The sequence below is a fragment of the Afipia felis ATCC 53690 genome (assembly GCF_000314735.2).
GTDB lineage: Bacteria > Pseudomonadota > Alphaproteobacteria > Rhizobiales > Xanthobacteraceae > Afipia > Afipia felis.
The window spans coordinates 2,483,989-2,507,104 of sequence record NZ_KB375270.1; the positions used below are offsets into that span (position 1 = coordinate 2,483,989).

At 58.5% G+C, this 23,116-nt stretch carries 30 protein-coding genes and 1 pseudogene; 11 read left to right on the forward strand and 20 right to left on the reverse strand.

The window, feature by feature from the left end:
- Positions 1–4: 4 nt before the first annotated feature.
- On the reverse strand, positions 5–289 hold the full coding sequence (locus tag HMPREF9697_RS11750) for a FeoA family protein (RefSeq protein WP_002717439.1): 285 nt from the start codon (positions 287–289) through the stop codon (positions 5–7).
- A gap of 136 nt (positions 290–425) precedes the next feature.
- Complete coding sequence (locus HMPREF9697_RS11755; protein WP_002717440.1) at positions 426–1,595, reverse strand: mandelate racemase/muconate lactonizing enzyme family protein; 1,170 nt, start codon at positions 1,593–1,595, stop codon at positions 426–428.
- 108 nt (positions 1,596–1,703) lie between these two features.
- Here HMPREF9697_RS11755 and HMPREF9697_RS11760 point away from each other — a divergent pair, with 108 nt between their 5' ends.
- Positions 1,704–2,165, forward strand: coding sequence for an MEKHLA domain-containing protein (locus HMPREF9697_RS11760; protein ID WP_002717441.1), 462 nt, complete (start codon positions 1,704–1,706; stop codon positions 2,163–2,165).
- A gap of 13 nt (positions 2,166–2,178) precedes the next feature.
- On the opposite strand, the gene HMPREF9697_RS11765 is transcribed toward HMPREF9697_RS11760, so the two are convergent.
- Positions 2,179–2,655, reverse strand: coding sequence for a hypothetical protein (locus tag HMPREF9697_RS11765; protein WP_002717442.1), 477 nt, complete (start codon positions 2,653–2,655; stop codon positions 2,179–2,181).
- A 29-nt stretch (positions 2,656–2,684) separates the two neighbouring features.
- Positions 2,685–3,221 (reverse strand): DUF488 domain-containing protein, encoded by a 537-nt coding sequence (locus HMPREF9697_RS11770; RefSeq protein WP_002717443.1) that lies wholly within the window; start codon positions 3,219–3,221, stop codon positions 2,685–2,687.
- A gap of 71 nt (positions 3,222–3,292) precedes the next feature.
- On the opposite strand from HMPREF9697_RS11770, the gene HMPREF9697_RS11775 reads away from it, so the two are divergent.
- The 3 genes from HMPREF9697_RS11775 to HMPREF9697_RS11785 all read left to right on the forward strand — a co-directional run bounded on the left by HMPREF9697_RS11775 (position 3,293) and on the right by HMPREF9697_RS11785 (position 4,389).
- A complete protein-coding gene (locus HMPREF9697_RS11775) occupies positions 3,293–3,478 on the forward strand; it encodes a hypothetical protein (protein ID WP_002717444.1) in 186 nt (61 codons plus the stop codon).
- 314 nt (positions 3,479–3,792) lie between these two features.
- Positions 3,793–4,092, forward strand: a complete 300-nt coding sequence (locus HMPREF9697_RS11780; RefSeq protein ID WP_002717445.1) for an HU family DNA-binding protein — start codon at positions 3,793–3,795, stop codon at positions 4,090–4,092.
- 90 nt (positions 4,093–4,182) lie between these two features.
- Complete coding sequence (locus tag HMPREF9697_RS11785; protein ID WP_002717446.1) at positions 4,183–4,389, forward strand: hypothetical protein; 207 nt, start codon at positions 4,183–4,185, stop codon at positions 4,387–4,389.
- A gap of 251 nt (positions 4,390–4,640) precedes the next feature.
- Here the strand turns inward: HMPREF9697_RS11785 and HMPREF9697_RS11790 are convergent, their stop codons facing one another.
- From HMPREF9697_RS11790 to HMPREF9697_RS11835, 11 genes and pseudogenes are all read right to left on the reverse strand, one after another.
- Positions 4,641–5,402: an SDR family NAD(P)-dependent oxidoreductase gene (locus HMPREF9697_RS11790; protein WP_002717447.1), complete on the reverse strand. Its 762-nt coding sequence runs from the start codon at positions 5,400–5,402 to the stop codon at positions 4,641–4,643.
- Positions 5,403–5,425: 23 nt separating this feature from the next.
- Positions 5,426–6,418 (reverse strand): quinone oxidoreductase family protein, encoded by a 993-nt coding sequence (locus tag HMPREF9697_RS11795; protein ID WP_002717448.1) that lies wholly within the window; start codon positions 6,416–6,418, stop codon positions 5,426–5,428.
- Positions 6,419–6,432: 14 nt separating this feature from the next.
- A complete protein-coding gene (locus HMPREF9697_RS11800) occupies positions 6,433–7,173 on the reverse strand; it encodes a sulfite exporter TauE/SafE family protein (RefSeq protein ID WP_002717449.1) in 741 nt (246 codons plus the stop codon).
- Positions 7,174–7,224: 51 nt separating this feature from the next.
- Positions 7,225–7,545: a Rieske (2Fe-2S) protein gene (locus HMPREF9697_RS11805; protein WP_002717450.1), complete on the reverse strand. Its 321-nt coding sequence runs from the start codon at positions 7,543–7,545 to the stop codon at positions 7,225–7,227.
- Complete coding sequence (locus HMPREF9697_RS11810) at positions 7,529–8,254, reverse strand: FAD-binding oxidoreductase (RefSeq protein WP_244598030.1); 726 nt, start codon at positions 8,252–8,254, stop codon at positions 7,529–7,531. The genes HMPREF9697_RS11805 and HMPREF9697_RS11810 overlap by 17 nt, the downstream gene beginning before the upstream one ends.
- 90 nt (positions 8,255–8,344) lie before the next feature.
- A pseudogene (locus HMPREF9697_RS21650) lies at positions 8,345–8,581 on the reverse strand (2Fe-2S iron-sulfur cluster-binding protein); the annotation flags it as partial.
- Entirely contained in the window at positions 8,578–8,943 is a 366-nt protein-coding gene (locus HMPREF9697_RS11815) for a Rieske (2Fe-2S) protein (protein ID WP_002717452.1), read from the reverse strand. The gene HMPREF9697_RS11815 and the pseudogene HMPREF9697_RS21650, both read right to left, overlap by 4 nt.
- Positions 8,944–8,946: 3 nt before the next feature.
- The gene (locus tag HMPREF9697_RS11820) at positions 8,947–10,020 is read right to left on the reverse strand and encodes an amidohydrolase family protein (protein WP_002717453.1); all 1,074 of its coding nucleotides are present in this window, start codon (positions 10,018–10,020) and stop codon (positions 8,947–8,949) included.
- Between the two features lie 33 nt (positions 10,021–10,053).
- Positions 10,054–11,607, reverse strand: coding sequence for a tripartite tricarboxylate transporter permease (locus tag HMPREF9697_RS11825; protein ID WP_002717454.1), 1,554 nt, complete (start codon positions 11,605–11,607; stop codon positions 10,054–10,056).
- Positions 11,608–11,617: 10 nt separating this feature from the next.
- Positions 11,618–12,211, reverse strand: coding sequence for a tripartite tricarboxylate transporter TctB family protein (locus HMPREF9697_RS11830; protein ID WP_040307922.1), 594 nt, complete (start codon positions 12,209–12,211; stop codon positions 11,618–11,620).
- A 28-nt stretch (positions 12,212–12,239) separates the two neighbouring features.
- Positions 12,240–13,205, reverse strand: coding sequence for a Bug family tripartite tricarboxylate transporter substrate binding protein (locus HMPREF9697_RS11835; protein ID WP_002717456.1), 966 nt, complete (start codon positions 13,203–13,205; stop codon positions 12,240–12,242).
- A 138-nt stretch (positions 13,206–13,343) separates the two neighbouring features.
- Between HMPREF9697_RS11835 and HMPREF9697_RS11840 the strand changes: the two genes are divergently transcribed.
- A complete protein-coding gene (locus HMPREF9697_RS11840) occupies positions 13,344–14,432 on the forward strand; it encodes a mandelate racemase/muconate lactonizing enzyme family protein (RefSeq protein WP_002717457.1) in 1,089 nt (362 codons plus the stop codon).
- Positions 14,398–15,243: an IclR family transcriptional regulator gene (locus tag HMPREF9697_RS11845; RefSeq protein WP_244597957.1), complete on the forward strand. Its 846-nt coding sequence runs from the start codon at positions 14,398–14,400 to the stop codon at positions 15,241–15,243. Before HMPREF9697_RS11840 ends, HMPREF9697_RS11845 begins: the two co-directional genes overlap by 35 nt.
- A gap of 116 nt (positions 15,244–15,359) precedes the next feature.
- On the opposite strand, the gene arsB is transcribed toward HMPREF9697_RS11845, so the two are convergent.
- The 3 genes from arsB to HMPREF9697_RS11860 are packed head-to-tail and all read right to left on the reverse strand — an operon-like array spanning position 15,360 to position 17,313.
- On the reverse strand, positions 15,360–16,409 hold the full coding sequence (arsB, locus tag HMPREF9697_RS11850; protein WP_002717459.1) for an ACR3 family arsenite efflux transporter: 1,050 nt from the start codon (positions 16,407–16,409) through the stop codon (positions 15,360–15,362).
- Positions 16,410–16,412: 3 nt separating this feature from the next.
- Positions 16,413–16,940: an arsenate reductase ArsC gene (locus HMPREF9697_RS11855; RefSeq protein WP_002717460.1), complete on the reverse strand. Its 528-nt coding sequence runs from the start codon at positions 16,938–16,940 to the stop codon at positions 16,413–16,415.
- Positions 16,941–16,947: 7 nt separating this feature from the next.
- Positions 16,948–17,313 (reverse strand): ArsR/SmtB family transcription factor, encoded by a 366-nt coding sequence (locus HMPREF9697_RS11860; protein ID WP_002717461.1) that lies wholly within the window; start codon positions 17,311–17,313, stop codon positions 16,948–16,950.
- Between the two features lie 46 nt (positions 17,314–17,359).
- Between HMPREF9697_RS11860 and HMPREF9697_RS11865 the strand changes: the two genes are divergently transcribed.
- Positions 17,360–17,872, forward strand: coding sequence for a DUF6428 family protein (locus HMPREF9697_RS11865; protein WP_002717462.1), 513 nt, complete (start codon positions 17,360–17,362; stop codon positions 17,870–17,872).
- Positions 17,873–17,903: 31 nt separating this feature from the next.
- A complete protein-coding gene (locus HMPREF9697_RS11870; RefSeq protein WP_002717463.1) occupies positions 17,904–19,079 on the forward strand; it encodes an MFS transporter in 1,176 nt (391 codons plus the stop codon).
- A 194-nt stretch (positions 19,080–19,273) separates the two neighbouring features.
- Here HMPREF9697_RS11870 and HMPREF9697_RS21485 read toward each other — a convergent pair whose 3' ends face one another.
- Both HMPREF9697_RS21485 and HMPREF9697_RS11875 read right to left on the reverse strand, forming a co-directional pair.
- Positions 19,274–19,633, reverse strand: coding sequence for a hypothetical protein (locus tag HMPREF9697_RS21485; protein ID WP_081602589.1), 360 nt, complete (start codon positions 19,631–19,633; stop codon positions 19,274–19,276).
- Positions 19,634–19,770: 137 nt separating this feature from the next.
- Positions 19,771–20,037 (reverse strand): metal-sensing transcriptional repressor, encoded by a 267-nt coding sequence (locus HMPREF9697_RS11875; RefSeq protein WP_002717464.1) that lies wholly within the window; start codon positions 20,035–20,037, stop codon positions 19,771–19,773.
- Between the two features lie 336 nt (positions 20,038–20,373).
- Between HMPREF9697_RS11875 and HMPREF9697_RS20940 the strand changes: the two genes are divergently transcribed.
- The 3 genes from HMPREF9697_RS20940 to HMPREF9697_RS11885 all read left to right on the forward strand — a co-directional run bounded on the left by HMPREF9697_RS20940 (position 20,374) and on the right by HMPREF9697_RS11885 (position 23,070).
- Positions 20,374–20,676 carry a hypothetical protein gene (locus HMPREF9697_RS20940; RefSeq protein WP_002717465.1) on the forward strand — a complete coding sequence of 101 codons (303 nt, stop codon included), beginning with the start codon at positions 20,374–20,376 and terminating at the stop codon, positions 20,674–20,676.
- A 199-nt stretch (positions 20,677–20,875) separates the two neighbouring features.
- Positions 20,876–21,421, forward strand: coding sequence for a phosphoribosyl-ATP diphosphatase (hisE, locus tag HMPREF9697_RS11880; protein ID WP_002717467.1), 546 nt, complete (start codon positions 20,876–20,878; stop codon positions 21,419–21,421).
- The gene (locus HMPREF9697_RS11885) at positions 21,418–23,070 is read left to right on the forward strand and encodes an NRAMP family divalent metal transporter (RefSeq protein ID WP_002717468.1); all 1,653 of its coding nucleotides are present in this window, start codon (positions 21,418–21,420) and stop codon (positions 23,068–23,070) included. Before hisE ends, HMPREF9697_RS11885 begins: the two co-directional genes overlap by 4 nt.
- Positions 23,071–23,116 lie beyond the last annotated feature (46 nt).

Consider the following 23,116-nt stretch of genomic DNA (forward strand, 5'->3'; position numbering starts at 1 on the left):
CCGATCAGGCCACGAAAATCGACATCGCCTCACGGCGGCGCAGGGCGATGGTGTTGTTGTCAACGCGCACGGCAATCGGGTCGCCCGCGATCGGGCCTTCATGCAGCACCTCGACCCTCGCGCCCTCGACGAAGCCGAGCTCGAGCAGCCGCCGTTCGATCTCCGCCGCGGGCACGCCGTTATGATCACCGGTCACGGTGATGGCTTCGATCAAGCCACGAAAGCCACGCAGGGTGTCCCCGAGGCAGATCGGTCCGTTGCCGCCGTTCGGCTTGTGGTCGTTCTTCATGTCCGATGTCCTTGAGATATCAACTGGCCCAAGGATCGGTCGCGATCAAGTCAATGGAGCTTGATTCCGCGCAAGATTAGAACGGTTTTAAACTACGGCCGCCCACCGACGCGATTTGCCGCCAAAAGACGCGGCGTTATGACGCCAGCGCCTTCATCTCCTTGTAGAGGTCGGACTTGCCCTCGAAGCCAATGCCCGGCAGGTCCGGCATAGTGATGTGCCCGTTCTCGACCCGCACGCCGTCCGGGAAGCCGCCGTAAGGCTGGAACAGGTCCGGGTAGCTTTCATTGCCGCCGAGACCGAGACCGGCGGCGATGTTGAGCGACATCTGATGCCCGCCATGCGGGATGCAGCGCGATGGCGACCAGCCATGGGTCTTCAGCACGTCGAGCGTGCGCAGATATTCGACGAGACCGTAGGACAGCGCGCAATCGAACTGCAGCCAGTCGCGATCCGGACGCATGCCGCCATACTTGATGAGGTTGCGCGCATCCTGATGGCTGAACAGGTTCTCGCCGGTCGCCATCGGGCGCGGATAGAATTCGGCGAGCGCCGCCTGCAACGAATAATCCAGCGGATCGCCTGCCTCCTCGTACCAGAACAGCGGATAACCGCGCAGCATCTTGGCGTAGGCGATCGCGGTCTCGAGATCGAACCGGCCATTGGCGTCGACCGCGAGTTGCGCGTCGCTGCCGATTTCTTTCAATACCGCCTCGATGCGCTGCCGGTCTTCCTCCAGCGGCGCGCCGCCGATCTTCATCTTCACGACATTGTAGCCGCGGTCGAGGTAGCCGCGCATTTCCGCGCGCAACGCGGAATTGTCCTTGCCGGGATAGTAATAACCGCCCGCTGCATAAACGAATACGCGCGGATCGGCCTCGCGCTTGTGCTGTTCGGCGAGCAGGCGAAACAGCGGCTTGCCCGCGATCTTCGCCACCGCGTCCCACACCGCCATGTCGATGGTGCCGACCGCCACCGAACGCTCGCCATGACCGCCCGGCTTTTCGTTCATCATCAGCGTCGCCCACACCTTGTGCGGGTCGAGATTATCGCCGCTCTCATCCAACAGCGTCTTCGGATCGGCCTCCAGCACGCGCTGCGCGAAACGCTCGCGGATCAGGCCGCCCTGCCCGTAACGGCCGTTGGAATTGAAGCCATAGCCGACCACCGTCTTGCCGTCGCGCACCACATTGGTGACGACCGCGACGAGGCTCGAGGTCATTTTCGAGAAATCGATATAGGCGTTGCGGATCGGCGAGGCGATCGGCTTGGTGACTTCGCGGATATCGACAATGCGGACGGTCATAGGCAAATCCAATCTGGAGGGCACGCTGGCTGGGCCGCCAATCTAGCGATGGATGCCTTGCATGCAATCCCGTAAAAGAGAGGTCCTGCTTAACTTCGACAGATTCCCATGCCGCGCGCTCCTTCTATCGCAGACGATCCCCGCCTGTTCGACCTCATCACCGGCAGCTTCCGCCGCCTGCTCGGCCGCGATTTAACCGATGGCGCAGCGGACGCGACATGGCTCTATCATCAGGCACCATTCGTCGTGCTCGCGCATGATGGCGGCGCCGACCCGCGCTTCATCTATGCCAACGAGATGGCGCAGGCCTGCTTCGAATATGCAACGGATGAACTGATCGGCCTCCCCTCGCGGCTGTCAGCCGAGGCACCGGAGCGTGCCGAGCGGCAACGCCTGCTTGATCGCGTGAGCCGCGACGGCTTCATCGCCGATTATTCCGGTATCCGCATCGCGAAATCCGGCAGGCGCTTCCGGATCGAAAACGCCATCGTCTGGCAGTTAATCGACGAGAACGGCACACGTCACGGCCAGGCCGCGACCTTTTCCGAATGGCACGACATCATGCCGTAAGCGGCAATCATACTTAGAAAATCGACCAGCCGTGGCTGCCCGCTACTGCGCCGAACACGGTGATCCACGCCAATGTCACCAGTACCCAATGCGCGCGCTGCACCCAAAGGAACGCGAGGTCGGGATACGCGTGCGCCCAGCGATGGAAGCGCGGCTGCAGAATAAACGGCTCCGCGACAAACAGCACGAAGGCGAACAGCGCCCACACGCACACCATCGCATGCATCCACCAGAACGATACCGAATGGAAGCGATCCCACAGGTCGAACTTCCACACCATGTAGAATCCGCTGAGACCGACCAGAAGCACCATGGCGCGCGCCTGCCAGATGAACCGATGCTCGACAGCTTCGAACGCTGCGACCATGTCCTTGCCGAACGCGCCGCGTCGTAGCGCCGGAAGGATCACTGTCGTCGCCATCGAGGCACCGCCGATCCAGATCACGACGGCGAGCACATGGATGGCACGGGCCAGAGCAAGATCGTCCATGACAAATCCCCTTCTCTTCTATCCGCGCATCACGCCCCTGCGGCAGAATAAAGCACGGCGCCATCCGGCTGCGCCTGGGCTGAGGGCGTCATGGTCGCAGGCTCGACATGCCCCTTGCCGAGGATGTGAAAGACCTGTTTGCCGCGCGCGAGCAGATAATCGGCGATGATGCGGCGGTGGCAGCGCCACCACACGGCTTCCGCGCACATGATGGCGCAGCGCTGTTTCGCGCCGAGTTCGAGAAGCCGCGCGAAGCCCTGATGAAAGGCCTCGCCCAGTGCGTAGTCGGCATAATTGTGAAAACTCTTGTTCTTCCAGAAGCCGTTGATCTGCGGATCGACACCCTTTTTGGCCCGCAGGCCTCCGAGTTCGGCGATGTGCTCATAACCGATCTGGAAGTCGGCGAGGCTATTCGGCAGCGTATCGCGATTATATTGCGGGTTGGCGCGCGAGCGCGGAATGGTGCGCACGTCCACCACCAGCGTCACCTCGGAGTCTCGCAGCAGGTCGACGAACTCCTCGATCGTCCTGGTCGAATGCCCAATAGTGAAAAAAGGCTGGTCCATGCCGCAACTGTCCGCCCGGCAAAGCCGGGCTCGTCTTTTTTATAGCTTCGTCATTCTTCCGGAGAACAAAAATGATCCAGAACAATTCGGGACGGATTATTTTGCTCCAATTAAAGAGCCGCCTTTTCGAGCGGCCTTTTGTGAGCGCCAAACGCAATAGCAAGATGAATTGCTTCACCCCAACGATCAGCGGAGCGACCCAGCCGTCAGGCCGCGCGCTGTCGTTTGACCGCATTTGCGCTGAGGCCAACACCTGACTTGAAGCCGCACTCATTTCAGTCGCGCCATCCGATATCAAATGAATCAATCACCGCGTTCAAGATATCTGCCGCAATGACCGAGACGACATTTCACCACCTGATCGGCGGCGCGCCCGGCCATCGGGAGACAGGTCCTGTCTGCAACGGCAGGGCGATCCTGCCCCTGGAATGCCCTGAATCGGCTCGGAACCCTTAAATATTAGGCCTATTTGACCCGCGAATGCCTCTAATCCCTGGTGAGAAAGCGTATCTGGGCCACTGGACACGCGGAAAATCGAGTATTGTCAGCCGCCCGAATCAATGGAGTCGATATGGCAACCCAGATGACAAAATCGCAGCTGATCGAGAAGATCGCTGAAGCAAACGAGCTTTCGAAGCGAGACGTAAAAGGCGTTCTCGAAGCGTTGGCGACGATCGGTTATAAGGAACTGAAGAAGAACGGGCTGTTTCTTGTCCCGGGCTTTGCGAAGTTCGTTGTGATCAAAAAGCCGGCCACCAAGGCCCGCAAAGGCACCAATCCCTTCACCGGCGAGCCGATGACGTTCAAGGCGAAGCCCGCCCGGAAGATCGTCCGCGCACGCCCCGTGAAGGCTGCAAAAGACGCCGTTTGATAACAAAGAAGCGAAGACCTCAACGGTCTTCGCTTCTTGATCTCAGTCGATGATGTGTTAAAGCGCATCGATTGTGATCAGGAGGGTTGAATGGCAAAGAAGGTCAAGAAGTCTGCGAAGAAGGCTGCAAAGAAACTCGTTCGTCGGCCGTTTAGCAAAGACGATATCAAAGCCTTGAAGGCTCATTCGAAAGCCAGAACGCCTGTCGCAAAGATTGCGAAGCAGATGAAGCGTACCGAGGGCTCGCTCCGCCAGAAGGCGTTGAAGCTCGGCATCGGTCTCGGTCACCAGCGCTAGAGAAAAACCTCCCCAGTCAGACTGTCGATCTGCGGGCTTTCCCCGCAGCTGTCGGCTATCTGGACTTCTTACTTGGTTCTCCCAAGACCACCGGGCGTCCAGATCAGGACCGCTGGCGGTAACGACCGGCCGTGACAACCGGCCTGAAGATTTCAGGCCGGTTGGGAGTGTCGGATCGCAATCTCTATCTCATTTACCTGGATAGGCTGCGAGCGGCTGTCGGACCGACAAGTCGAAGAGAAGTTTTACTTTTACGCCAGCTCTCCCGCTCTGGCCTTGGTGGACACCCAGCCGCCGTCAACTTTCAACTCTGCTCCAGTGATGTAGCTGGATTCGTCGAGCGCCAGGAAAACCGCGGCATTGGCGATGTCCTCCGCCGTTCCCCAGCGACCCATGGGCGTTTCCTTGCCCCAATCATGCTCGGCATCTGCTGCCTGGGCAGCGTTCATCGGCGAATTGATGGACCCGGGCGCAATAGCGTTGCAGGTAATTCCCATCGGACCGAGATCAATCGCCATCGCCCGCGTCATGCCAAGGAGACCTGCCTTTGCCGAAACGTAAGCAACGCGATTTGGCCGGCCGACAAAACTTGCGATCGAGGCCGTGTTGATGATTCTGCCCTTGCCTGCGCGTTTCATGAACGGCACCACGGCGCGGGAGCACAGAAATGGCCCGGTGAGGTTGGTCTGGATCATCGTATTCCAGTCGGCATCCGTATGATCCAGAAACGGCTTGGTGATACGCACACCAACGTTATTGACGAGGATGTCGATCCGGCCGAACTGGCGATCGACTTCTTCCGCCATCTTGTTCATGGAGGCCGAATTCGTCACGTCCGCCTGCAGGCTGGTGCTCTGTCCGGCGATTTCCTTTGCCGCCTCTTTGCCCTTCTGCTCGTCGATGTCGACCACGACAACATTCGCACCTTCCGCAGCGAAGGCCTTGCACATGGCCTTGCCAATCCCGCTGGCACCACCCGTGACGATTGCCACCTTGCCTTTAAGACGCATCATTCCATTCCTTTTTGCATTTTGTTTTACTGTTCAACTTGGAGCAAAAGCTTTCCGCGCGTTTTGCCACCTTCCATGTAACGGTGAGCGGCCGATGCATCGGAGAGCGGGAAGATCGTATCGATCGTCAGGAACAGCCGCTTCTCCCTCGCCATCCCGAACAATTCGGCCGCCCGGCCACGAATCTCGTCAGCATTCGCCATGTAGTCCGCCAGATGCGGCCGCGTGAAAAACACCGACCCGGCTTCCGCAAGCGCAAGCGGTTCGATCGCATCCACAACGCCCGAACTCGCTCCGAACAGGACACAAAGTCCTCTTCGCCGAACGCATCGGATACTGTCGGCGATTGTTGTCTTGCCGACCGAGTCATAGACGACATCAACACCCTTGCCGGATGTGAGCTCCATGACTCCTTCGCGGAAATCGGTGTCGCGATAGAGAATGCAATGGTCGGCACCTCGGCTGCGAGCGATGTCAGCCTTCTCCGGCGTGCTGACAGTCGTGAACACGGTCGCACCCAGATTTTTCGCGAGTTGAATCAGAAGCTGGCCAACACCGCCTGCTCCGGCATGAATGAGGCAGCTCTGCCCACGCTGCAGGGGGAAGGCCGCGTGACTGAGGTAATGCGCCGTGCATCCCTGAAGCATGGCTGCGGCACCAAATTCGAAGGAAATGTCCTCTGGCAGCGGGACAAGCTTCCACGCAGGGACCGCAACATATTCGGCATAAGAACCGCGCGACAGACAGAAGGCGACACGCTGGCCGACTTTCAAATCCTTCACGTCTTTACCGCGAGCCTCAATCGTGCCGGACGCCTCCATACCGATCACCATCGGCAGCGGCGTTTTATACGTATGCGAACGCGCGTAGGTTCCGTTCCGCATGTAAATATCGATGAAGTTCACACCGGCATAGGCCACGCGGACAAGCGCCTCGCCATCTGCAGGCACCGGAGTGGCCGTATCCTGCATCTCGCAGACTTCGGGACCGCCAAACTGACTGATACTGATTGCCTTCATTCCATACCGCCTTCTCAGAGCAACGATAGCAACCCTCGAACCACAACAAGCAGACCGGCCATGGCGACACAGACTGTCGAGACGGCGCGATATCGCTTGGCATCGATTCGAACGAAGAAATGCGTGCCGACCATTTGACCCAGAAGCAGTCCCGGCACCGTGACGGCTGCGATCATCAGGCTTTCTCTGTTTACGATGCCGTGGATGGTGCCGAACACCAGACTTGCTGTACCCAGAAGCAGGAAGATGAAAGAAAGCGTGGCGCGGCAGCGGGCGGCAGTCCATGACGATGACAGTATGAGCAAAATGATCGGCGGCCCGGCCATCGCCACTGCGCCTTGCATCAACCCGCTGAGCGCTCCTGCCCCGACCAGTTCGTATGACTTGGGATCACGATTGAGCTTCCGACCGAGCGCCAGCGCCACAGTCGAGAAAACAACCACACCACCTACGATCAATCGCATGACGTCGGCAGGGAGAACGCCGAGAAAGAAGACGCCTGGAATCAAAGCAGGCATTCCGCCGATCCATGCGATCGCTGCCGCGCGAAAATTCGTATCATCCCAGTCGCGCAGAACCGTCGGCAGGCCTGAGGGGATTTGAAGGAGAGTGGCAATGGGAACAGCAACCGCTGGAGGATAAACGAGAGCCAACAGCGGCGTCGCAACGATGGCAAAACCGAAGCCTGTTAGTCCGCGCACGAAGGATGCGACGGTGACAGCCAATACCGCCCCTGATACGGCCAGCCAGTCCATGCACCCCTGCCTTCCCTATTCCCCAGCTCTTTTGACGGAGAGCGGCACGATTTATGCGCGAACGAACCATTCGCCGTTGTCATGGCGCAGCTCGAAAATTTCCAGCGGAAGCTCCGCGAGGCCAACCTCTTCGCCCGTTCGGATATCCCACTGCCAGAAATGCAGCGGGCACGTCAGGATCGTCCCCTCGACGGAACCTTCTGCAAGCGGCGTATCTTGATGAGGGCAATCGGCGCAGACGGCGTGAATCTTTTCTTCTGCCCTGATCAGCAGGATGATCTTGCCGGTCGGCAGCGTGACTTCCCGCCGCTCACCTTCTTCCATATCTTCAAGAGGCCCCAAAGGCAGCCAGGTCTCAGCCGAAACGGTCATAACGGATCTCTGTGGGGCTAATCTTGCACTGTGTGATGAGGGCGCGCATGGTCGCGTCCACCATCGGCGGCGGTCCCCCTACGAAAAACAGAGGCTTCTGCGCGCCGTCTGCCTCCACTGCGCCGCGAACATGATCGCGCGCGATCTCATGCACCGGCCCGAAGCTGAACCGAAGCAACGGGTATCGCGCTGCGATAGCTTCGGCACTCGTGACATCCGAAAAAGCCACGGTCACCTGTAATTTTCCGGGTGATTGTTCGACAAACTCCGAGAGCTCATCGAGCAAGTAACTTGCATCAGGATGGCGCAGGCCGAAGTACAGATGCGACGGATATTGCGCAAAATGATGACCGGCGAGGGCATGCCGGATGATGGCCATCATCCCCGCGATGCCTGAGCCACCAGCTATTGCAACAAACGGCCTCTGCTCGGCGGTTGTGAAAGTCGCGCGTCCAAGAGGACCAAAGACCTCGACGCGCTCGTCGCACTGGCCTTCGAATATGCGCGATGTAAATTGGCCGTCCTGACTGCGCCGAATGAGAAGGCTCAAACGCGCCTCGTCAGGCTCGTGGCTGATCATGGAATAGGCCCGAGGCCCTTCGATGCCTGGAAGAGACAGAAGAACGAATTGCCCGGGCAGATATTTCATCGGCTCGTCAAGCAAGACATCGAACAGACCAACCTCCGACGTCAGCAGGCGCTTGAGCATCAGCCGACCGGTACGAATGGCGCACGGCGGCTGATAGGGCGCGAAGAACGCCGAATTCAGCTTGACCTGCAGAGCACTCGTCGCCGCTGTCTGGCACAGCAGAACCTCTCCCGAACGGCGGCAGACTCGCGCGCCAGGCGCTTGCGGCCACAAATTGCTGACCGTGCCGGTCATGACCGACGCCTTGCAGTTGCCGCAAGTCCCCGTCCCGCATTCGTGCGGCAGACCGATCCCCTTCATCAGACCGGCATGAAGAATCCGTTGACCGGGTTCGACTGCAAAGGCAGCTCGTTCGCCTTTTCGATCAACGACCTCAACCAGCATCATGTCGTGACCACAACCTGGTTGCCTTCGACATGGACGTCGTAGAAGCGCAGCTTCATCGGCAGTCGTGTCTCGTCCTTGACCGTGGGCAGGCCATCGACCAGCGAAAACTCGAACCCATGCCACGGGCAGCGCAGAGTTTCGCCGTAACTACAAAACGTCATTTCGTTCACGGCATCGCTTTCGGTCGTCCCGGAAATGCAACCGAACTCGAGGTCGGCACCTTGATGAGGGCACCGGCCACCGACCGCCCGAATTTCGCCTGATGGCAACTTCGAAATGATAATCGGCGATCTTCCGATCTTGGCCGGGGTAATTTTGCCAACGTCCAATTCATCGACACTGCAGACAACATGTTTCGCCATAATTTATTCTGCCGCCTCGCTTGGGATCTTCTTATTGTGTCCACCGAGCTCGTAAAACTCTGCCGCATTGCGCCACAGAATTTTTTCTCGCGTGGTCGGCGGCAGTAATTTCGGAATCGCTGCGTTCGGATCGTCGAAATCGAAATGCGGATAGTCGGTGGAGAAGACGAGGATATCGTCGGTCCCCATCAGATCGATCAACTTCATCCAGTCTTCGCTGGAGATGTCCTCCGTCGGCTGCGTGGACAGCCGCAGACGCTCGCGGCAGTGCTGGCTCGGGAGCTTCTTGAGCCACGGCACCTCCACCCGGCCCTGCCTGTATTCACGATCCATTCGCCACATCACATGCGGCAACCAGCTGAACCCACCCTCGAGGATTATGAACCGGAGGTTCGGATAGGCATCGAATACCCCGTTACAGACCAGGCTGATGACCTGGGGCATCAGCGAAATCGGAATCAGGCAATGTCGTTCCATGTAGTGGAGGCCCATCCCGTAAGGGCCCTGCGCGAACGTCGTGTGATGGAATGCGACCATCAGACGATTCCGTTCCGCCGCTTCAAAGATCGGCCTGTACATCGGGTGCCCGTAAGCGATGTCGTCAACGACGGGCAACATGACCTGACGCATCTTCGGATGGGCGGCCATACGATCGATTTCGCGCGCGGCGGCTTCCGGGTCGCGGGCATTGATCTGAATGCTTCCGAGGAAGCGCTCGTCCTTCGATAGCCAGTGCTCAACGACATAATCGTTGTAGGCGGCCGCCAAGGCGGTCGCCAGACCGTACTGAAGCTTGAGCCCGGTCGGATAGAAGTAACCGGTCAGCACGGCGTGGCTGAGGTCGTACTCGTCCAGCAATTGCCGCCGCATCAACGAATAGTCGGACACCGACGCGGAGCCATCCGCGCTGCGTACATCCGCACGGTTTCCAAGCCCCGGCGAGGTGTAAGCAAATGGCTGACTGAAACCGCGCCACGCGCCGTTCGCAATCCAGCTCTTGTAGGGTTCCGGAAGATACGGAACCAGATCCTTGATGCTGGAAAAGCTCTCGTGAACGTCGGTGTCGATGATGCGCATAGTCGTCCTCGTAGTTTCTCGAATGTGTATCAATCAGTTGGGATTGGCCGCTGCAGTCGCTTCAGCCATCTGCAGGTCGGGACGCTTGTCTTTTGAAGAACGGAAAATCATTTTCTTCAGCGTCGGGAACACAAGCGACAGCAATGCAAGGAACATCAGCGTTGCACTGATTGGCGACCGGAAGAACATCGTCCAGTCGTCGTGATAAGTGATCATGCTACGCGTGAACGAGTCCTCGGCGATCGGTCCGAGAATGGAGCCGAGCACCATTGGCGCGACCGGCAGCTTGACCCGCTCCATGATCCAGGCGAGCACGCCGAAGATCACCACGACCCACAGATCGGACATGGCGTTGCGGTCGGCAAAGGCGCCGATCAGCGCGAACATGGCGATTATCGCGATCAGGATACCCGGTGGCACCTTGAGCACCTTGATGATGAGCCGGATCCAGACGAATCCGAGCAGGCACATGCCGATCACCGACACGAACATCGAGGCCAGAATAGTGTAGACGGTCAGAGCCGATTCCGGATTCTTCAGCATGAAGGGGCCGGGCTGCACGCCATGCAGCAGGAACGCTGCGAGGATCACCGCAGTCGCACCACTACCTGGCAAACCGAGCGTCAGCAGCGGCACCATATGACCCGCCACCGATGCAGTGGATGCGATCTGCGGGGCAACAATACCTTCTGGAATGCCGGTGCCGATCTGGCGACCCCGCTTACCGTACTGACGCTCGACGCCGTAGGACACGAAGGAAGATATCGTCGCGCCTGCACCGGGAATGAGACCGAGTAGCGTGCCGATGGTCGTGCTCCGCGCCAGGGTCGCACGCAGTCCCCACAATTCGCGCAATGACGGCAAGCTGGTCGCCGTGCTGCTGGCACCCGGCAAAGAGACGGACTTTGAGCCCTGCCCGATCTTGTCGAGAATTTCGCCAAAACCGTACATGCCGACCAGCACCATCACGAACGGCACGCCATTGATGAGCACATCGGATCCGAAGGTGAACCGTTCCGAGCCGTAGGTGGCGTCGATGCCGACCGTGGAAACCAGCAAACCGATGCACATGCTGATCAGCGCGTTCGGGAGAGACTTACCTGCCAGCGCGACGACGGTCGTCAAGCCGAAGAAAACGGCGGCGAAATATTCCGGCGCACCGAAACTCAGAGCGATTTTGCTGAGCGGACCGGCAAGACTGACCATGACCGCCGAGGACACAAGACCTCCGGTGAGTGCAGCAACCAGCGCCCAGCCGAGCGCCTTCGCCGCATCCCCCCGCATCGTCATGCTCCAGCCGTCCCAAAGCAGCGGGACGTCCATTGGTTCACCCGGAATTTTGTAGAGGATCGCCGTGTAGCAGCCGGCATAAGTACCGGACATGTAGATAGCAGTGAGCAGAATGATCGAGGTCTCGAGGCTCATCGAATAGGTAAAGGGCAGTGCGAGCACGACACCCATGACAAGGCCAAGACCGGGCAGCACGGACACGGCCATGCCGACGCACAGGCCGATCACCAGCGCAACCATGTCCTGCCATTTGAAGACTTCGGCAAAGCCGGCAATCAGAAGATGAAAGGTATCCATTCCATTGCCCTCAGTTAGCGCCGACGAGTTTCATGACAATCAGGGATATCTGGGCAAACGGCCCCTCCCCGAGCGGCAGGGCGACATAGATCAGCTTCATGAAGAAGAATGAGAACCCAAAGCTGATGGCCAGCGACAGCAGACCGAGGAAGACCGGTCTGCGAACCCCGCCGATCCACATCACTGCGGCGACGTACAGGACCGTCGCGACGAAGAACCCGACAAGGTCGAACAGCAGCAGATAGGCGACAGTGGCGGCGGTCGCGGCGGCAACCAGCATCGGATGGGCTTCCATTCGTTGCGAGAAGCCCTCGTCGTCCATCTCGTTCGCAGCGTCCGCAACAGGACGCGGCCTGACCCAAACGACGATCCGGCGCAGAATCTCGAATGCGGAGACGGCGATCAGCAAAGCGATGATGATCTTGGGCCACCGCTCCGGCCCCATCTGGCCGGGAACTTCGGCATAAGAAATCTCAGATGCGACGCGATAAAGAAAGATCGCGACGGCGACGATGAGAACGTAGGGCCCGAGTTCACGGAGCCATTTCAGCGGAGACATAGGAGCGCCGGACTCGGCGCCCCCATCCATTGGTTTGCTGGACATCGTATCACCAGACATGGCTGCAACGCGATTACTTGGCGGCCGCAGTGGCGGCGTTGGACTGCGAAAGCGCACTCGCCTCGCTCAACCAGTCCGTCATGAACTTCACGCTGTTCTCGGAGCCGACGAAGCTGTCGGCTTCGGCGTACTGCAGCTTGAGGTAGTCGCGATACTCTTTGGCCTGTGCGACCTTGGCCAGCGCAGTCGACAAGGTCTTCACGATCGCCGGATCGGTGCCGGAACGAACGATGACGACGCGGAACTGCGGAAGGAAGACGTTGTAGCCAAGCTTGCCCGAGTAAGCGACGTTCTCGAAGCCTTCGACCGGCTTCTTGCTGAAGAACAGCACCGGCTTGATCTGCTTGCCGTCGATGAAGCTGCGAATGTCACCGGCCTGTTCGTAGAGAAGATCGCTCTGGCCACCGACCACCGACGCATAGCGCATGCCCGGCTCGGCGAAGCCGACGCTCTGGAATTTCATGCCCTTGTTCTTGAAGTAGTTGACCGACATGTCGTCCGGGCTGCCATAGCCCGTCACCGCCATGCGCATTTCCTTGTCCTTGACCGCCTTTTGCACGTCGTCCCAGGTCTGCAGCGGCCCGGTCGCGTTCGAGAAGAACCCCGACGGCTGCTGGATCATGACCGCGATCGGCGTGATCTGCTCAAGTTTGAAGCGAGAGTTCTTCGCAGCGAACAGCGCGAACGTATCGCCCGTCATGACTTCGATGGTGTAGCCATCCGCTGGTGAGGTCACGAGCTTGGTCAGGCCGGTCTGCCCGGTCGCGCCCGGCATGTTCACCACCGGCACCGACGTCTTCAGTTCGGGCTCAACCAACTTGCTGATGATCCGCGCCACCTGATCGGCGCCGCCGCCCGGTCCCCAAGGCACAATGAAGGTGATCGGACGGGATGGATAATCGGCTGCAACCGATGCAGCCGGTGAAATAGCCACGGCACCGGCCAGGCCCGCAGCGAAAGCCAAGAAAAGACCCCTCATTAGCTTACTCCCTGATTTATTTGGATTTTTTGGAAGAACGTTTTGCTTCTTTTGATTTGGATCAAAACTTGACAGCAAATCTCCCGGGAGTCTACAAAAAAATGGTACATTTTATGTAAGAAAATGGAACGATAATTCATGTCCCCGAGCCTTTCCAATTCCAAAATCACCCTCGCCGCCGCCAAATTGCGGCTACCGCTCACCGTCCCCTACCGATTGGCGTTTGGTGAACAGACGCATTTCGACGTTCTGCTCGTGGCAGCGCTCGGCAACGGCACTGTCGGATGGGGTGAAGCGACCATCCTGCCCGGCTACACTGACGAGACGATCGAACAGGCCTGGTCACTGGCGAAAGACCTCACGGATCGCTGCACGACGATTCAGGATCTGAATTCCGCATGTGACAAAATGCTGGATAGCGCGCCATTCACCGCGACCGCATTCCTGACAGCACTGGACTGGCTCGCAGAAAATCCGATCCTCCGCCGCCGCGGCCGCTTCGAACTGCTGGGCACCGTGAATGGCAAGGCCGACAATCGCGACAAGCTCGAGCAGGAAGTCGAGACGCTGCTCGGGCGCGGCTACAAAACGCTGAAGGTCAAAATCGGATGGGAGCCGGAAGCCGATCTCAAGCAGGTCAACGTGGTCCGGGAGATCGTGAACGGGCGCGCAAAATTACGCGTCGATGGCAATCAGGGATACACCCGGGATCAAGCTATCCATTTCCTGAGCCGACTCGAGCCGGAGGATATCGAGCTTGTCGAGCAACCTTGCGCTGCGGAGGACTGGGACTCGGCGGCGGCCATCACCAAGGCCAGCAAGGTGCCTTTGATGCTCGACGAGTCGATCTATGCTCTGAGCGACATAGACCGTGCAGCCGATCTGAAATGCGCCGATTACATCAAGCTCAAACTCATGAAGCTGGGCCGATTGAATACGTTGGAGAACGGTCTTCGCCAGATTTCCGATCGCGGCATGACCGCAGTTCTCGGAAACGGCGTCGCAACGGACCTCGGCTGCTGGATGGAGCTTTGCGTAGCGCTCGGCAATGTCAAAACTGCCGGCGAAATGAATGGATTTTTGAAGACGCCGGTTCAGCTTCTTGAGCCGGTGCTGAAATGCGAGGGCGCATCCGTCATTCTCGATGGAAGCATGCCCAGGATTAATCTAGATGCTGTAAGGGGCCACGCGATTGATCGCGCCGGCGCCTGGAAAGAACTGGACTAGAGCGAAACATCCACACGGACTTAAGCGAGCTATGGCGACAAAAACGAACGATGATGCAGACAGCAAGATGACCGCGGTTCAAAAGGCCGCGCGTCTGCTTCAAGCCATTGCATCCGCCGAAGAGCCGAAGTCGCTCGCGGACCTCGCCGAACAAGCAGAAATGCCGAAACCCTCGGTCCATCGCCTTCTCCTCCAACTCGAAGATGTCGGATTCGTTCAGCGCGATCTCAGCGGCCGGGGCTATACGGTCGGCGCGTCATGGCTGCGGCTCTCGGTCGATGCACTGGTCGCCCAGGCGCGCCAACCGATCGTGCGCGGGATCATGCAGAAGCTCGTCGACCGCGTGAAAGAGTCCTGCAACCTCTCGGTTCTGCAAAATCACGAGGTGCTCTATCTCGAGCGCGTGGAATGCGACTGGCCGCTGCGCATGCAGTTGCAATCCGGCTCACGCGTTCCCATCCACGCGACCGCATCAGGCAAGCTGTTGATCGCTCAAATGTCCGAGAAAAACCGGCGAGCGCTTCTCAACAGCATTCACCGCGAAAAATTTACCGACACCACAATCGTTGATCTGGATGAGATGGAAGAAGAATGCCGCCTCATCCGAAAAAACGATCTGTCGATGAACAAGGAAGAATACCATCGCGGACTGATCGGCGTTTCCGTGCCGCTGCGGCGTTCGGACAACACGGTCATCGCCACCCTTTCGATCCATGCACCGAGCTTCAGAATGTCCGTTGAAACAGCGCTCAGCTATGCGCCGCTGTTGAAGGAATCAGCGAAAGAAATCGTGGCCGAGCTTGGGCTCTAGCGCTTCTTCCAGCCGACTAGCCAGAAGCGGAAAGGAACTGGGAGATAGTCGCTATTAGAGGACCACGCTGGTGCCTGAACATTGTCGATTCCGCATGAACTCGCAAGATTTTGGCGTCATCGCACGCGAGAAGGTACAGCTTTCGACATCGCTCCTTCTTCATACCAGCCCCTTGTTGCCTTCACGATTTTAACAACCGAAAGCATCACCGGCACTTCCACCAGAACGCCGACAACGGTGGCAAGCGCAGCTCCCGAGGTCAGACCGAACAGGCTAATGGCTGCTGCTACCGCCAACTCGAAGAAGTTGCTGGCACCGATGAGAGCACTCGGCGCGGCCACACACCACGCAACACCCAGCCGTCGGCTGAGCCAATAAGCGATACCGGCATTGAGATAAACTTGGATCAGGATTGGCACGGCCAGCAAGGCGATCACCACCGGCTGGGCAAGGATTTGCTGCCCTTGAAAGGCGAACAGCAAAACCAAGGTTGCGAGTAGAGCAACCAGCGAAACAGGCTGGAGCGTTCGCAGTGTTCGCTCCAAGCGCCCCGGACTTCCGACGATAGAGCGCCGCCATACCTGAGCGATGACGACCGGAATGACGATGTAGAGGCCGACCGATAGAAGGAGCGTCGTCCAAGGCACCGTGATGGACGCAACGCCAAGCAGCAGCCCAACCAGCGGGGCGAACAGGAAAATCATAATCACATCGTTTAGCGCCACTTGGCTAAGCGTGTAATGAGGCTCGCCTTCGCAGAGATTCGACCACACGAACACCATTGCAGTGCATGGTGCAGCAGCAAGCAAGATCAACCCAGCGATGTACGACGAGACTTGCGAGGCTGGCAGCAACGGGGCGAACCAATGGCCGATGAACAGGGAGGCAAGAAGAGCCATCGAGAAAGGCTTGATGGCCCAGTTGACGAGGAGCGTAACTCCGATCCCGCGCCAATGCTGTCGGACCTCTCCAAGTGCTCCGAAGTCAATCTTGAGGAGCATCGGAATAATCATCAGCCAGATCAGCAGGGCCACCGGAAGGTTGACCTTGGCGATCTCCGCTCTGGCAATGACTTCAAAAAGCCCCGGAAGGAAATGCCCCAAGGCAACACCGAACACGATGCAAAGAGCAACCCACAGCGAAAGGTAACGCTCGAATACGCTCATGTGTCACGCCACATCGTTACGAGGCGACGTGCTGCCCTCGCTTTGTCCAATGTCGTGGAGCTTGGTCTTGAGCGACAGCTTATCGATGCTCGCAAGGGGTAAGCTGACAAACGCATCAACCCTGCTTTTCATGTAGCGGAAGGCCGCAACGAAGGCCGCTTCCTTCTCTATCTCACTGCCAGTGACCTTTGCGGGATCATCAATGCCCCAATGCGCCACCGCAGGATGTCCGGGCCAAACTGGACACACCTCACCCGCCGCGTTGTCGCAAACGGTGAAGACGAAATCCATTACCGGAGCGTCAGGCTGCGAGAACTCAAGCCATGTTTTGGAGCGCAGTCCCTCGGTCGGATAGCCGAAGCTCTCAAGGGTCTGGATCGCGAACGGGTTGACGCGGCCGTTCGGGGTACTTCCTGCCGAGAATGCCCGGAAGCGCCCTTCCCCATCTTTTCTCAAGATGGATTCGGCAAGGATCGATCGTGCGCTATTGCCGGTGCAGAGAAACAAGACGTTGTAAATTGGATCAGTCATGTGAGCCTCACGCATGTTCCTTTTTCCGTTTCTTGGTGCTGGCCGGGGTGCAGCATGTATCGGCCAACGCGGGAGTGCAGATTTCCGGGTGGCCGCTACAGCAATCCTTCATCAGGAAGGCGATCAGCCCTCGCAGCGTTTCAAAGTCTGCCGAATAGATGATCGAACGCGCCTCACGTCTCGAATTGACAAGGCCAGCGTGTTCTAGGTCTTTCAGGTGGAACGACACGTTGGACGCGGCCACACCCGCGCGTTCGGCGATCAGCCCTGCTGCCAAACCAAGCGGCCCCGCTTTCACCAACATCCGAACAATCGCCAGTCGTGTGTCTTGAGCGAGGGCTCCGAAGGCGGAGATGGCTTGACGCTGATCCATCGACGATCCTATATTTCAATAAATATCAAAATGAAGGTATAGCAAAATGGGCGAGATTGCCAACCCCCTTTCTTCCTCCGACGAGCTTTCCCTTGATGCGTTGCTAGGTACGTTGGACGCCCACAAGGAAAAAGCGCTGATCTTTCATTACGACGGGCAGGACGTTCGTCCGAGCTACCACGTCACCGAAGTGAAGACGGGCGCGTTCAATGCGCTGGACTGCGGCGCAAATCCTGAGAGCTGGCAGGAAACCTTCATCCAGTTATGGGACATCGTCGAAGAAAATCGCGGACACATGCCGGTCGGGAAGTTCTTGGCGATCATGGGGAAGGTCGCCCAAAGCGTCCCATTCCCGCGAGATGGCAAGTTGACCTTCGAAGTGAGCGACGGCGTGAGACCGATGCAACTCTACAAGGCGGATACACTCACCATTGAAGACGATGCTGTTCGTGTACCGCTCTCGCCACGTCCATCGAGCTGCAAGCCGCGCGACCGCTGGCTTGAAGAACAAAAGGCATCGTGCTGCACTCCGAAGAATAGCCAACCCTGTTGCGGGTGAGGTTCGATTGCTTGCTCAGGGTTAGGTGACGGTGCCAAGCCAAATCAGAATTGTCGTTCCTCTCGGCATTACGCAAACGCTTGCGTGGGCATCCAGCTACTATCTTCCGGCGATTCTGGCGGACCCTATTGCTCGCGATCTCGGGCTAACGGCAAACTGGATATTCGGCGCGTTCTCAGCCGCACTCGTGATTTCGGGATTGCTGGGTCCAAGGATCGGTCGCCAAATTGATCTCGTCGGTGGCCGGTGGGTGTTATCCGGGTCGAATATTATTTTAGCTGCGGGACTCGTAGCCCTTGCGTTCACCCACTCTGTCGCGATGCTTCTATTCGCATGGCTTCTTCTCGGCATCGGTATGGGGCTCGGGCTCTATGATGCGGCGTTCGGTGCCTTGGGACGCATCTTCGGTCAATCAGCGAGGTCAGCGATTACAGGCGTGACCCTTTTCGCAGGCTTCGCGAGTACTATTGGGTGGCCTCTAACCTCACTAGGGCTTGGCGCCATCGGCTGGCGGGAAACATGCCTTGCATGGGCTGCGATTCATATTGCTATCGGGCTTCCGTTGAACCTGATCTTTATTCCCAAAGCGGCGCCACATGACTCTTTAGCGGTAAACAGCAGCAAGCCGTCCATTCCGATGGACCGCACAATGATTCTCTTGGCGTTTGTGTTCGCTGCTGCGTGGACCGTGACAGGCGCGATGGCTGCACACTTCCCAAGAATACTTGAGGCGGCAGGAGCTTCGCCCTCGCAAGCAATCTTAGCAGGCGCTTTGATTGGTCCGGCGCAGGTGGCGGCTCGGATCGCAGAGGCAGGGTTTTTATCGCGCTACCACCCGTTGATTTCTACACGGCTTGCTTGTCTCGCGCATCCAATCGGTGCGGCATTTGTAGGAATCTTTGGCGGCCCGGCAGCAATGGCTTTGGCAATCCTGCATGGTGCAGGCAACGGCATACTGACGATCGCACGAGGCACGCTGCCGCTCGCTATCTTCGGTCCTCAAAACTACGCCTATCGCTTGGGGATTCTCGGAGCGCCTTCCAGAGTGGCGCAGGCGATTGCGCCGTTCGCCTTTGGTATCCTGATCGAATACATAGGAACCGGCGTGCTGATCATTTCATCTGCGCTGAGCCTATCAGCGCTAGCCGCCCTGCTATTGCTAAGACCGAGACGCACCGAAATATGCCGTCGTGACAGACGGACATGATCGTCGTGATGAAGCAGTCGTATTCCAGTGGCCATCCATCGGGGAAAAAAAGCGGGTTCATCTAAAACCCAGGCAGGCTTCTTTTTTTGACGAAGAGTGAGGGCCCGCGTCATTTATGTCACGTTGCGATGCCATTGCTTATAGAAGCAATTTCGGTCTGAGGAATTATCTTCAAGACCGACTGCAGCAGCTCATCAACCGCAGTTCCAAATCGGCCCGATAGGTGTTCGCGTCCAGCAAGGACCAAATGTGCCACCGTTGTATCTGCCTCTATAAAAGCCTGGTCGACCGAAATAGTGCCATTCGGCATCGTACCCGTAATAGCTACGCACGGGGTCGATATACCAAGGACGTCGGCGTTCACGTGCTATGCGCTGTAATGCCTTTTTCTGCATGTAGAGCGGCATGCTGTTGCTAAGCGGCTGCTGATAGCCGGGCAAGAAGCCATAGCCGTGCGAGCGCGACGCCGACCGTTTATGGGCTGGCGCAGCTATTGCGGCCACCGATATTAATGACAGAACAACAGCAGCTATTAGACAAGCGAAGCGCGACATTCGCATACGATAGACAGTAGGCCATGAGATGGCCATTCAAATTCGAGTGCGAGGTTCATATCTCAGTTTACTCCGCAGCACTAACCGGTCCCGCGCTTCTAAAATCGCACAAATGAACCCAACTGCGAGTAAGCTGATCACAGATATTTGGCGATCAGCTTGAATTCCTTGAGAGGCGCCTGGTTCGACTTGCCGGCGGCTTTTAGCGGCCGTTCGATGCACTCGCTGATGTGATCGTGAATCAAGGCTTTCTTGGCATTCTCGATGGCACTTTCGACGGCCTGGAGCTGCTGGGCGATCTGCAGGCAGGGGCGGCCGTCCTCGATCATTTCGATAATGGTTTTGAGGTGGCCGTCAGCGCGTTTCAGACGCTTAACGATTGCAGGGTGTCTGGTGTGGGGCATCTGTTCTCCTATCCTCCATGGAGGATATCACCCATCCCCCCAGGGGGATAGATAAAAGAGCTTGACTTGCCTCTATGGCGGGCGTAGTGGCCAAGCATAGCTGGGAACATGCTGTTCTCAGCTAGTTTCAACCCAACGAAGAGCGCAAGCTCAGCAAAGAGCACATGGGCAGTACCATCTTTGGCAGCGCCATTCCGGAGACAACCGCCGGGCTCGCGATGCCGCAGGACAAAGAGATCAGTCGCGACGGCTCCAGTCGCGTGAGAGTTGATGGTCGTACCTAACTGACCGTCTGTCTCACCGGCCTGCCGCGGGACGCGGAAGTGGAGGTGAGCGATGTTCAGAAAAATCGCAAAATTCTGGTCGTGCGAGCTGCGGCGCGTTGCGCCGTCAGCCGTTCAGGCCGTGCATTCCAGCAACAAGCATTCCAATGACAACCGGCCGGGTCTTCGCCGCCCGCCCGGCCAGCGCCGGAGTCCACACCCGGGGCTGGTCTGTCATTGGACCACGACCGAAGGCAGCGGGCGGCTAGTGTGCTGCTGGCAAGCCGAGGGCGATGTTGCGACGTCGGCCGACGAGCCCGGTCGCAGTCGCGTGACCAATCGAGCGTTCGCGCAGCTTCGTCGCGCTGCAGGATGAACAGGGAGACCATGAATGGACGAGGGACCTAGTAGCCCCGTTGCGCGTCAGACCGGCGCGGCAACGGGAACCCCTCCGGGGGACGACATCGCATTTCGAATTGCCGTGATCCGATCCGGCCGAGGTGACATGAGCGCCTGACGCTCCTGCTCGCTCCGGTGCCGGCCAGCGGCATCGCGAGTGAAGACAGGAGACAATCATGACAGAGGCTATCGAACGCGAGCTGCGCAAGAGTCTGTCGCGTGGGCTGAAAGAATTTGACAGCTTCGCGATCCCAAATGCCACATCACACATTGATCGCAGGGAAACGGTCCCGCTCCCCACGCGACAGGATGCAGCCGGCATCAGGCCTGAGGACATCGGGCCTCAGGAAATCGACCGCCTTTATCATGCCTTTGCGCTGGTGACGCCTGAGAGCTATCCGCGCACGGCCCGACTACTGACGTCCGGTACACGCCGGAACGCGCAAAAGGTCATCGAGGAAGCCGGCGAAGTGGCGCTCGAGGCGATCAAGCACAGCAGAAATGGCGTCATCCGTGAGAGCGCCGATCTTCTCTACCATCTTGCCGCGCTTTGGCATCGCGCTGGAATCGACCCGAAAGACATCTGGGTCGAGATGCACCGCCGCGTCGAATTGCTCGGGATTGCCGAGAAGCTTCCAAAGACTCGCGACCGTGATTCGAAGCAGGAGCCAGGCGCGCAAGCCGCAGCCGCTCCGCAAGTGCCGAATGAGGTGAGGTCATGACTGTTATGAATGAAGTGAATGTACAGGTCGCACGCGCAGCGGTGCTGGATGAAGCTCATGTCGGCGATATCCGCGGGGCGCTCGGCACGATCCGTGAAGGCGATTATGGCCCGCGCAAGGGCCTGGCTGCGCGATGGAAGACGTTGATCGCGATCCTCGGGCCCGGGTTGATCGTGATGGTCGGCGACAACGACGCCGGTGCGTTCGGGACTTATGCCCAGGCCGGCCAGAACTACGGCACCACGCTGCTATGGACGCTGCTGCTGCTGATCCCGGTGCTCTACGTCAATCAAGAGATGGTGGTTCGCCTTGGCGCTGTGACCGGTGTCGGGCATGCGCGCCTTATCTTCGAGCGGTTCGGCAAATTCTGGGGCGCATTCAGCGTCATCGATCTATTCCTGCTCAACGCGTTGACGCTGGTGACCGAGTTCATCGGCGTGAGCCTCGCGCTGAGCTATCTGGGTCTGTCGCAATTCTGGGGTGTCATCGTATCGGCGCTGGTGGTGATGGTCGCCGTCAGTACCGGTGATTTCCGTCGCTTCGAACGGTTTGCGATCGCCCTCGTTTTCGGCAGCCTGCTATTGATTCCGATCTTTCTGATGGTGCATCCGCCGATCGGCCAGATCGCCACAGACTTCTTCGTGCCGAGAATGCCGGCGGACGGCAAGTTGAACGAGGTGATGTTGCTGATCATCGCTATCGTCGGGACCACTGTTGCGCCGTGGCAGCTATTCTTCCAGCAGAGCTACATCGTCGACAAGCGCATTACACCACGCTTCATACGTTATGAGCGATGGGACCTCTGCATCGGCATCATTCTGGTGGTGCTCGGCGCGGTCGCGATGATGAGTTTTGCGGCTGCAGTCTTTGCCGGCCGGCCCGAATTCGGCAACTACACCGATGCGCTCGGTACCGCCGTTGGGTTGGAGAAGTATGCCGGCCGGCTTCCCGCAGTGCTGTTTGCGCTTGCGCTGCTCGACGCCAGCATCATCGGGGCTGCCGCTGTCTCATTGTCGACGGCATATGCTATCGGCGACGTGTTCTCCCTCAAGCACTCGTTGCATCGCAAGCCGCAGGACGCGAAGGGATTTTACGGTGTCTACTTCGGCCTCATCGTTCTGGCGGCAGTGTTGGTGCTGACACCGGGGACGCCGCTCGGTTTGCTTACCAATGCAGTGCAGACCCTCGCAGGCGTATTGTTACCGAGCGCGACGGTGTTCTTGCTCCTGTTGTGCAACGATAAGGCCGTGCTTGGTCCGTGGGCCAACTCGTGGAAGCTGAATGTCTTCACGGGTGCAGTGATTGCGGCATTGGTGATGCTGTCGACCATTCTTACGGCTTCCGTGCTGTTTCCGGACATGAATGAACAATGGATCGTCGGGATTCTGATCGGTGGCAGCATCCTCGCGGTTGTGGTGACCGTTCTGACCAAGCTGTACCAACTGACCGAGCGCAAACCGCGCCGACGTATCGTCGCGTCGCGCCAGTTGGACCCGGACACTTGGCGCATGCCACCGCTTGGTCAGTTGCCACCAGCCAAGCTCAGCGTGTTGAGCCGGATCTGGATGATTGTGCTGCGTGGCTATCTCGTGGTTGCCGGAGGACTCGTCCTGTTCCGCATCTTCGAGCTGGCGACGGCGGGCGCATGAGCTCAAGGGCGATGGAGCGTGCACGGCAGTCTGGCGCGCTCCTCCT